An 11,219-nucleotide genomic window follows, 5' to 3' on the forward strand; every position below is an offset into this window, starting at 1 on the left:
CCCAAACGCTTGACAAAGAGCCATAAAAAAGATCGGAGAGATCTGAATGACTCCATTCTCTCCGATACTTCTTTGTATCTTAATCTTTTTTTAATTTATATTTATGCATAATCTTAACCTTGATTGCAATTTAGGCAGGCTTTCCACCCTACGCTTTTAAAAAATGCTTCGCATGCCATCAGCCCTGACACTCGCTTAGGATATCAGCTTAACAGCTCTTTTACCATATCAACCGTATATTCTACTTTCTTAGCCTGATTCGCTTCGATCTCATATAAAGCATGTGCCGCAAGATGCTCTGCCGCCTGCTCAAGATCACGGATACCGGTTGTATTATCATAACGCCTTACAATCGCATCCAAAGCTTCATCGGTAACAATACATTCTTCCGCCTTCATACTCATACGCTTTAACACTTTTGGAAGCGAGAATTTTGAGAAGATGATCTTCTTTTCTTCAAATGTATAATCCGGAATATCAATCACGGCAAAGCGCGACATAAGCGGTGCACTGATGTTTTCTTTATCATTTGCGGTTGCGATCGGATATACACCAACCGTTGGAATACGACACTCAATATAGTTATCTGTAAACCCAAGATTATCTAACAGCGTAAGTAACACATCTGCCGGATTTCCGTTGCCTTTGCCGGATGATGCCTTATCTAACTCATTAATGATAAAGACAAGGTTTGAGGATTCTGCCATTGCAAATGCTTCCATAATAATACCGGCTTTCGCATTTGCATAAATACGCGAGCTTCCGGTAAGCTGCTCCGCATCATTGATCGAACTCATATCTAATGTAGTCCATGGAAGACGAAGAATTCGAGCAACAGCATATGCAATCTGTGATTTACCGGTTCCTGCCGGACCTACAAGCAGGATTCCGTATGCCGGAAGGGTATGTGTACGATTGATCTGGATGATCGTTTCAATGATACGCTGTTTTACCGGTTCCATACCATATAATTCTTCATCTAAGATCCTGCGTGCTTCCTTGGGATCGATAGCCTCGAAGTAATTGCTTTTCCACTGGATATTCATCATCATGGATAATGCTCTTTGTGCATGTCTTCTCTCTTCTGCGGTTACTTCTGTAGAACGAGCCACAGCAAGGTTTCTTCTTGCCCAGAGACGCACATTATCAGGGAGCGTTCTACCGGCACAATTCATAAAGTCTACGATACTTTGTAAGCTTGTAAGCTTCATGTTGTCGCCGTCTTCTTCGTCATCACTTTCTTCTATGTCTGCCGGGGCATCACTTGCTAAAAGACGTTCGATCATAAACTGTAGGAATCCATCCTCTGCCGAAAGCTTTGTACCGCCTCCAAAGCCAACTTCTCTTACTTTATATACCACATATCCCTCTTCCCTATTTTCACCGGTAAGACGTACTTTTATATGACTTTCACCCAGCCACTTAAACAAGCCTACAAAACGGGCATCCATCTTTAATATGTTCGCACTAACTGTTCCATTCTGACCTGTATATTCAAAAGCTGTCTTTTTGATCGGATTTGTGATCAGACCGACCGGATGGTGGCAGCTTCCTTCTTCCAGACGCTCTAATACCATCAGTGGGTTGTCTGCTGTCGGGTGTTGTTCGTTTGAATAAAAAACGGTGTAAGTACATTCTGCCGGCTTCTTTTCATCCGGTGTATGTGTAAAATCAAATACTGGCATTCTTGTTCTCCTTATTTTACATTTATTTCCTTTTGTTATTGCCTAGCTGCCAAAAAGCAACTGCACTCGCTGCTGCGACATTTAATGAGTCTACACCATGTGACATCGGAATGCAAACCGTATAGTCACAGGATGCAATAGTATGCATTGCTAATCCGTCTCCTTCTGTTCCAAGAATGACTGCTAACTTCTCTTCTGCAAGCAGCCTTTCATCATCAATATTTACCGAATCTTCACTCAATGCCATTGCCGCTGTCTGAAAACCGAGCCGGTGCAAAAGATCAATTCCATTTTCTTTCCAGTTGATTTTCTTTTTATCAAAGAATGTCCATGGAATCTGAAAAACCGTTCCCATACTGACCCTGATCGCCCTGCGGTATAATGGATCGCTGCAATCCGGTGTCAGAAGTACCGCATCCATATTCAATGCTGCAGCTGACCGCATGATCGCACCGACATTCGTCGGATTAACTACATCTTCTAACACAGCAATCCTGCATGCGTTCTGACATATCTCTTCTACAGACAAAAGATCGTTCCGATACATCGCGCAAAGCATCCCCCGTGTCATGGAAAAGCCTGTCATCTGCTTTAAAACTTCTAACGGTGCCGTATAAACCGGAATATCGCCGCAAAGTTCCATCATCTTCTTACCGACCGGTTCACCTGCCTGCGTATCTTCCATCAAAAGTGATTCCGGCACATATCCGGCTGCTAATGCTCTTTCGATCACAATCGGACTTTCTGCAATGAACAGCCCTCTTTGATGCGCCGGTCTGTGCAAAAGCTGTGTCTCTTTACTTCTTGTATAAATATCCAATACCGGCGAGGAAAACCGCTCTATCTGTATTATCTGTGCCATTGCGTACTCCATTCTTAAATCTTAAACTGTTTGATCTGGTCAGCCAGATGATCAGCTGAAATTGCCAGTTTATCAGATTCTTCCTCTACCTGCTGGCTGTTCTTTGAAATATTTTCTGCCTGGTTTAACATAGATTCCGATGTTGCTAAGATCTCATCCGAGCTTGCTGCCTGTTCTTCCGAAATAGCAGCAACATTAGAAGCAACTTCATCTACTTTGTTGATCTCATCTACTACATTGTTGATCAAATGACTTGTATCCTGAATATTCTTAAAGATCGTATCAAATGTATCAACTGCTGTCTGGATCAGCTGTGCACTTTCTGAAATATCGCCTGCGCTATTACCTGCCTGTCTGACTGCATCTTCAACCAGACGATTAATCTCTGCGATCAGATTAGTGATATTCGCTACAGATTCGGTACTGTTTTGAGCCAGCTTACCGATCTCCGACGCAACAACTGCAAAGCCCTTACCGGCCTCACCTGCCCTGGCAGCCTCGATAGATGCATTTAAAGATAACAGGTTGGTCTCATCTGCAATCTCACCGATCAGATTGATGATCTGGACGATCTCACCGGATGCGGTACCTACTTTATTAACTGCTGTCTCCAGATTATGGATAGATACCTCGATATTTCCTAACGCCTCTCCGACACGTTCCATATCTTCACGGCCTTTTTCTGATACTTCAACCGTTTCTTTCATACGATTTTCTACTGTATCACTGTCACTCTTCGTATCTGCTACGACTCCGGCAAGCTGTGTTGCATTCTGGGCAATTTCATTAACAGAGATAGATAACTGATCTACCGTGCTGTTCATCTCACCCATAGACTGTGACTGAATGCCTGCGGCTTCATTCATCTCGCCCGAAACGTTCTTACTGGCATCTGCCTGTTCTTTTAATTTTCCTGAAACTTCTTCAATCTTTTTGATCATCTGTTTCATGGACTCAATGAACTGTTCGACGCTTCGTCCCATAACCGCAATCTCATCTTTTCCTTTTACTTTCATCGAAACAGTAAAATCACCGCCTGCCATCGCTGTAATCACTTTGGTCATTTTCTTAACCGGACTGATAACAACATGTGTCATTCTTTCAATTAATACGCAAAGGATCAAAATACAGATCAGACTGATGATCAACATAATATTTCTCAAATTAGAAAGTTCTGAAAGTACAACACTCTTTGGTATGTAAGATACTAAGATCCAGTCTGTACCATTGACTTCATCAAAGACTGTCATATTACCATCCAGTGTAGTAAAGTCATAATTTTTCTGAGAGATCTTCTTTGCAATCTTCCGATACAATGCACTCTGTCCACTTTCGCCAAGTGTCTTAGAAATCAATGCACTATCGCGGTTTGCAAGGATCATTCCACTGTTTTTATCTACCAGAAGAGCCTCTGCTCCATCCATCTCAATAAAGGAATTAACGATAACGGCGATACGATCCAATGACATATCTGCTGAAATAACACGCACATCGTCAGAACCATCGTTCAAAATACCGGAAGCACTAATGACATTTTCACCATCGGCATTCTTATATGCTGTACCGACTGCCATGTTGACCCTGGTAAGTCCTTCCTTATACCACGTACTATCTGTCGCGTTGTTTTCTTCTTTCGTTGATTTGGAAGCTTTTAAAATCTTCCCATCGGAATCTGCAAGATAAAGACCATCCGGATAGTTTTCGCTATAGTTATAATATCCGTCCAGAATTTTCTGAATCTGGTCATCATCTGCATGCATATCTTCTATTGTCTTTTTTGCCATTTGGAATGATGCAAGATTCTCATTGATCCATGCTTCAATCTTAGATTCCTGGCTTCCTACTGATGTTTTTAACAAATTTGCTGCATTATCTTCAATAATACCTGCTGAGATTTGGTACGCAACTACTACTAACACAACAACAATTGCAATAACTACCGGAATGATCGTACCCAGCAATTTTGCTTTGATCGATATTGTTTTATCTTTTTTCATAGTTTCCCTCTTTTCTTATAATCTTTTACACTCAGGCTGTCTGCTTTTTGGTTTCTTTACTTATGATCATTTTCATTCGGACTGTCTGCTTTTCGGTTTCTTTACTTATGATCATTTTCATTCAGGCTGTCTGCTTTTCGGTTTCTTTACTTATGATCATTTTCATTCGGACTGTCTGTCTTTACGTCTCCCTTTACTCATAATCTTTTACATTTGAACTGTCGACTTTTTCAAATGGAACCCAGACATATTTCTGATCTTTTGTCACACCTGAAAGTTTTGACATATCATTGCCTTTTGCCAGTGCAACCGCAGTCTGAATAACCATATCACCCTGTCCTGAAGCAGACTGATATACCGTAAATGCCATATCTCCGCTTTCAATCGCTGTGCAACCATCTGCCGTAGCATCGATCCCAAGAACCGTGATACCCTCGATTCCTTTTTCTTTGCATGCATCAATAACACCAAGTGCCATATCATCATTATTTCCGACTGCAACATCACATTTCTGACCGGTCTTGCTAAAGATTTCAAACAGATCTTTGGCTTTGGTCCGATCCCATTCTGCACGATCTTCAAAGACATAATTGATCTTCTTGTCAGAAGCATTCAATGTATCTTTGAATGCACTAGTACGACTCTGTGCGGCCGACTGGCTTGCCGGTCCTTTCATAATCGCTACATTGATCTCCTGTGCCGATGCAAATTTATCTAATATGTACTCTGCCTGATATTTACCGGCTACTTTTTCATCCGATCCGACATAAACATATTTTCCGGATTCTAAGCGTGATTCATCCGGGCAGTTATTAAAGAAAATGATCGGAATATCTCCTGCAAGACTTTCAATCTCCAGTGCAGCATCTGCATCTACTAATGCACATAAAATCACATCATATTTTTCTTTGACTGCATCTTTTACCTGCTTAACCTGATTTTCAAGCGAACTTTCTGCCTGCTTGACATCAAGTTGTACGCCGTTTTCTTTGGCTGCTTTTTGTGCTGCTTCCACCAATGTGTTACGGAATGTATCCGCCTGTGATAATGTCAGCATCACTTTAATTCCGCTTCCGTTTGATCTGTCGTTTCCCTTGCTTTGTCCACAACTGCTTAACACTCCGGTTATCAGCACAAAGCATAAAAATAAGCTTATTAATCTTTTCATGATACTATCTGCCTCCCCTTGTAAACAAATGTGACTTTCTGTCGTTTTTTTCCTGATTTGAGATATTAATATTATATACTTTTCATGTTCTGCTTTCAACAGCCGTAAAAGGCTGTATCTCGATCAAAAATGTATTTTCAGTAATAAAAAACAGTCATTTAGTTTATCCTCTCAATAAACCAAATGACTGTTTTTCTGACAATTGATATATCTTTTGTTTTGCCTTTATTCAATACGAAACGTACTGACGCTGTTATTGATATCATGTGCAACTTCTTTGACACCATTTGATGCTTGCACCATATCCGTAACGGATTTTTTAACACTATGTGCTGATTCTAATGTAACTGCTGCATTTTCTTTACTTTCTTTTGTTGCTTGAGTCAGAAAAGCGATCAATTCTACAATAGAACCTTTTGCTTCTTCCAGATTACCGATTGCCTGTTCAATCCTTAAAATGCCATCCATAGAATGATCAATCCCGCGTTCCACTTCTCCAAAGATTTCGCGCGTCTTAACGATATCATTGCTCTGTTTGTCAATAACCTCGCGTACATATGCCATTGTTTCAACGGATTTTGCAGAACTGCTGCCTAGGTTATTGACGATCGTGTTGATCTGTTCCGATGACTCACCGGACTGTTCGGCAAGTTTCTGGATCTGGGATGCAACAACGGCAAAGCCCTTTCCACTCTCTCCTGCTCTTGCCGCTTCTATGCTTGCATTCAGCGACAACAAGTTCGTCTCTTCTGCTATATTCATGATAACATCGACTGCTTTTCCAATCTGTTCGGCAGCTTCATTTGTCAGATCAGTATCCTGCTGAATTTGTTCTACTGCTTTCAAAACTTCTGCATTAACCGCATCAAGGTTATCGAGTGTAGAAGATACTTCCGAACCTGCCTGAAGCATTTCTTTTGCAGAGATATTTAATGTCTTTGTCTCTGTGTTAGCTTTTTCAATCATATTATTGATCGTACTGATTCCGTCGGAGGCATCATCTGCTGATTTGGTCTGTTTATTCATTCCATCGGAGATCTGTTCAATCGCATTTTCCATCCGGTCTATCTCGTGCATATTGATCTCTAACATTTCATTGATATCGTTAGAAGACTGTCCTAACTGCTTCGTCTTTTGTGCAAGCACAGAAATAATATCTGTCAGACCGGTCTTTAACTGCTGCGTACTCTGGATCAGTTCTCCGATCTCATCCGAATCGTTCAGGTATTTCTTCTCTACATTTGTAGTAAGATCTCCTCCGGCAATATCTGTTAAAGTCTGAATACCGGATTTAATTCGTTTGATCATTCTTCCGGCAACATAAATCACGATCACAGTTGTTGCTACCAAAGCAAGAAACAGGATAATTCCAAACGATACGATCATACGATTGATCTTTTGACTGACTTTTGCTGTCGGTGTTCCGACAAAGACCATACCAACTACGTCTTTTGATTCATTCTGATTGACCGGAATGTAATAACCATAGTACATTTTTCCATCAACCGATACACCATTTGTAAAAAAAGATTTCTTATTCTGCAATACCTTCTTTTGTACCGTTTTTCCGGCTTCTGATCCCAAAATTCTGTCACCGTTTTTATCCTTCAATGATGTGACGATCCTTTTTGATCCATAGAAAAAGGTTACTGCCATTCCTGTGTTGTTACTGATCTTATCAAGCAACGCTTCTGACTTCGAAACATTGTAACCACCTTTCCAGATATCCCCATTCTCATTTTGAAAATAGTCTCCGGTATTTTGATCGTAAGCTGCAAGTACCGCTTCTGCGGTGCTGCGTAATGAGTTCTCTGTCTCGTCTACGATCGTTGATGACAGCCATTCTAATGTAACAGCAGCGATCACTGCCCCGATCACCAACATAGGCAGTATAGACAAAGTCATTAATTTTACACGTAACTTTATATTTTTCATATGTCCTTCCCTCCCATAAAACACCTGACATTCTCAAGGTGTATGCAGATCTTTTCCTTTAGCTTAAATTTTTCATATGTCATTTCATGCCCAACATCATCATTCTCCATGCATTCTTTACTATTTAAGTACTTTTACATTATGATAATACCAGTTTATCTTTCCGGTGATCGTCGCGTCGTCTAAGACACTGCCATCCTTTCCGATCACTTTGCCTGTATTTGTCTTCATTTCATTTTCAAAGATCTTAACAGAGCCATCTAAAATAGCCTGTTTTGCTTCATCGATCTTGTCTTGTGCTGAATTATCATTAAAGGATGCCAGCCCGGATAGCCCGATCAACCCCTCTGACATACCGCCATAATAATTGCTTCCATCATATGTACCATCCATAATACTTTGTACATAAGATGTATAATATGCACTCCATGTCCATAATACAGAGGTAAGGGTTGCTTTTGGTGTCTCCTTACTCATATCCGAGTTATAACCAATTCCCCATACTCCTTTTTTCTGTGCTTCCTCCTGAGGTGCTGTCGTATCACAATGCTGTGCAAGCACATCACAACCCTGACTCAGAAGTGCTTTTGCCGCGGCCTTTTCTTCTGCCGGATCATACCAGCTATGTGTTACTTTTACATAAATCGTTGCATTTGTATTTACAGATTCCACACCCATTGCGAATGCATCAATTCCCCCTGTTACTTCTGCATTTGTATTATCCTGTGCGGCTACATAACCGATCTTATTGCTCTGCGTCTTGAGACCCGCGGCAATGCCGGACAGATATCTCGCCTGATAGATCCTGCCAAAATAATTGGTAAAGTTTTTGCCGTTGCTCATATAACCTGAACCATGCGCAAAATAGATATCAGGGTATTTTTCTGCAAATTCCGATAACTCCTGCATCTCACCAAAACTTGTTCCAAATATAATGTTGCATCCTGCATCAATGCATTCCTGAATTGCTTTGTTCTTTTCTTTCGTATTATCATCGGAAACATTTTCTTTACGAACAATCTGTTTTGATGTTAGTCCGAGATTGTTCGCCATTGTTTTGATCCCCTGCTCATGTGCGTATGTATATCCGGAAGTATCCGAAGCACTTCCTATGTACAAAACGCCGACTTTAATGTCTTTTGCCGCGATCACCTTTGTCCCCGCTTCGGTCTCTGTCTTATTAGTCTTTGTTGTCTCGGAACTGTTTTTACCATTTACATTGTTTGTAACAAGATCCACAACCTTCGTTGAAGAACCACATCCAGTCAATGCAAATAGCATTACAAACACCATGCATAGTGCTGTCCACTTTTTCCTCATTTGTCATCCTTCCCTTCTATCCGTTTCTCTGTACGAATTATTTTACGTGCTTAATATTATTTAGAATATTTTAACAAATACATAGTTTTATTTCAATATTTTTGATAAAAAGAGTTGAAAGTGTATAAAAAAGTGCAAAGCCAGCGCTTTGCACTCCAAGAATTGCTATCACTATTTCCGATATTATTTTATTTTCTGATCTTATCCCTGATACACGATCGCATCTTTTACCTGCTTTGCTGTCTCGTCATCTTTCAATGCCGCAATGATCGCACCGGCAAATTCAATACAGGTTCCCATGCCGCGGCTGGTGATCACATTGCCATCGACAACATAAGGCTGCTGTAAATATTCTGCACAGTCTAACTTTCCTTCAAATGACGGATAGCTGGTTGCTTTCTTATCCTTTAAGATACCGAGTTCACTAAGTACAGTTGGTGCTGCACAAACAGCAGCCACAAGCTTACCTTCTTTTGCAAATGTTTTTAATGCTTCGCAAAGCGGTGCATATGCTTTGAGATTTGGTGTTCCCGGAATGCCGCCCGGAAGGATCAATGCCTGTGCCTGATCCAGATCGGCATCTCCAAACAACACATCTGCTTTGATCGTAATATTGTGCGAGCCGGTTACTTCCGGATCTTTTGTAACAGAAACCATGTCAATGTCAATCCCGGCACGACGAAGCATGTCTACTACAGTCAACATTTCTACTTCTTCATATCCAGTGGCTAAAAAAATAAGAGCTTTTGCCATAATCTTCCTCTTTTCCGGTATCCAAAACAGAGCAAGTGATCTGTTTTGATACCTGTTTTATTCTTGACTTTCTGCTGATACCATGGATCACTCCATAGTTATCTTCTTTTAACACTTGCATCATATTGATTTTATTTTTGCACATTTTAAAAGAAAAAACAACCACAAAGACAGCACCGGTACAGTGTAAACGTACTGCCTTTGTAAGAATTGCTAAAGCTGATTCCTGTCGACATTCCACTCCTCTAAAAGCATAATTCCATTCCTATAAAAGCATGATTCCACTCCTATAAAAGCATGATTCCACTCCTATAAAAGCATGATTCCATTCCTCAAAAAAAGGCAGCGCCCATGCACTGCCCTTTCAAGAAGATCATATAAAATTCTATTTATGCGTTCTGTGCCAATGCCTTTCCTAATTCCACGCATTCGCTCAAACCATCCTCATCCGGTGTCTCGTGGCAGATCAAACCTTCACCATTGACTACAGTTGCTCCGGCACTTGTCATACGATCCGTCCAGTCACGCATCCATTCGCCATCGCCCCATCCATAAGAACCGAATAATGCGATCGTTTTACCTGCCGCAAAGCTCTCGACTTCTGCTACAAACGGTTCCATTTCTGACTCTTCCAACACTTCCGCTCCCATTGCCGGGCAGCCAAGTGCAAATGCTTTCTCTTCCTTCAATGCATCCAGAGAAGCACTGCTTACCTCTATTACTTCTGCCTCCTTTCCGGCTTCTGTGATTCCCTGACCAACGGCATCTGCCATTGCTGCTGTATTTCCTGACTGTGACCAAAAAACAACACTGATCTTCATAGATAGTTCCTCCTTTAAAATATAATCACTATAGTTAGTTGTATCTAACTATAGTGAAGTATACCTAATCATATGTTTTCTGTCAATGCATCATTCTATCTTTTCACTTAGCTGATAAAAATTGTCATTACCTGCTCTTATTATGTACCATTTCCTGTAATTGTATGAGGCTTCCACTCTTTTTTAAGACAGAAAATATTACAAATGATAAAATACTGCCGGCAAACGTAGAGATAAAGAACGGGATCACATAAACAAAGGCTCCTCCTACCGGAATCTGCATAAGCCACTTTGCAACAGGAACAGCCGCAAGTCCACCTAAAAGTCCTGTACCAAGTGCTTCTGCTATACAGGTCAGACTGATCTTTTGGCAAAAATAATAAACAATACCACAGCAAAACGCGCCGATCATGCTTCCCGGAAAAGCAAGAAAGCTTCCGAGTCCAAAGAGATTGCGAAGCAGGCTTGCCACAAAAGCGATCGCAACGCCCCACCATGGACCAAGCAATACTGCAGAAAATATATTGACCATATGCTGTACCGGAGCACATTTGCTGCCTGCTACCGGAATACTGATCAGACTTCCTATCACAGCGACTGCCGTAAATACACCGGCAAGTGCTAATTTTGTTGTTTTTTTATTCATATCGGGATATCCTCCATTTCTGATATGATGTA

The 11,219-nt window shown here is 41.0% G+C and carries 10 protein-coding genes; all 10 read right to left on the bottom strand.

Annotated elements, in window-relative coordinates; all coding sequences use genetic code 11:
* Nucleotides 1-203: 203 nt before the first annotated feature.
* Complete coding sequence (locus H8700_RS07720; RefSeq protein WP_178413930.1) at nt 204-1,685, bottom strand: AAA family ATPase; 1,482 nt, start codon at nt 1,683-1,685, stop codon at nt 204-206.
* Nucleotides 1,686-1,707: 22 nt separating this feature from the next.
* Nucleotides 1,708-2,547, bottom strand: coding sequence for a TrmH family RNA methyltransferase (locus H8700_RS07725; protein WP_249304889.1), 840 nt, complete (start codon nt 2,545-2,547; stop codon nt 1,708-1,710).
* Nucleotides 2,548-2,561: 14 nt separating this feature from the next.
* Nucleotides 2,562-4,544 carry a methyl-accepting chemotaxis protein gene (locus H8700_RS07730; RefSeq protein ID WP_249304890.1) on the bottom strand — a complete coding sequence of 661 codons (1,983 nt, stop codon included), beginning with the start codon at nt 4,542-4,544 and terminating at the stop codon, nt 2,562-2,564.
* Between the two features lie 193 nt (nt 4,545-4,737).
* Nucleotides 4,738-5,712 (bottom strand): sugar ABC transporter substrate-binding protein, encoded by a 975-nt coding sequence (locus H8700_RS07735; protein WP_249304891.1) that lies wholly within the window; start codon nt 5,710-5,712, stop codon nt 4,738-4,740.
* A gap of 225 nt (nt 5,713-5,937) precedes the next feature.
* Nucleotides 5,938-7,647, bottom strand: coding sequence for a methyl-accepting chemotaxis protein (locus H8700_RS07740; RefSeq protein WP_249304892.1), 1,710 nt, complete (start codon nt 7,645-7,647; stop codon nt 5,938-5,940).
* A gap of 120 nt (nt 7,648-7,767) precedes the next feature.
* Nucleotides 7,768-8,967 carry a BMP family ABC transporter substrate-binding protein gene (locus tag H8700_RS07745; RefSeq protein WP_249304893.1) on the bottom strand — a complete coding sequence of 400 codons (1,200 nt, stop codon included), beginning with the start codon at nt 8,965-8,967 and terminating at the stop codon, nt 7,768-7,770.
* 201 nt (nt 8,968-9,168) lie between these two features.
* Nucleotides 9,169-9,720: a DJ-1 family glyoxalase III gene (locus tag H8700_RS07750; RefSeq protein WP_249304894.1), complete on the bottom strand. Its 552-nt coding sequence runs from the start codon at nt 9,718-9,720 to the stop codon at nt 9,169-9,171.
* Complete coding sequence (locus H8700_RS07755; protein WP_249304895.1) at nt 9,683-9,961, bottom strand: hypothetical protein; 279 nt, start codon at nt 9,959-9,961, stop codon at nt 9,683-9,685. Before H8700_RS07755 ends, H8700_RS07750 begins: the two co-directional genes overlap by 38 nt.
* 148 nt (nt 9,962-10,109) lie before the next feature.
* A complete protein-coding gene (locus tag H8700_RS07760; protein WP_022141832.1) occupies nt 10,110-10,541 on the bottom strand; it encodes a flavodoxin in 432 nt (143 codons plus the stop codon).
* A gap of 127 nt (nt 10,542-10,668) precedes the next feature.
* Complete coding sequence (gene thiW, locus H8700_RS07765) at nt 10,669-11,187, bottom strand: energy coupling factor transporter S component ThiW (protein ID WP_249304896.1); 519 nt, start codon at nt 11,185-11,187, stop codon at nt 10,669-10,671.
* Between the last annotated feature and the right edge of the window lie 32 nt (nt 11,188-11,219).

The organism is Jutongia hominis (assembly GCF_014384965.1).
In the GTDB taxonomy this organism is placed as follows: domain Bacteria; phylum Bacillota; class Clostridia; order Lachnospirales; family Lachnospiraceae; genus Butyribacter; species Butyribacter hominis.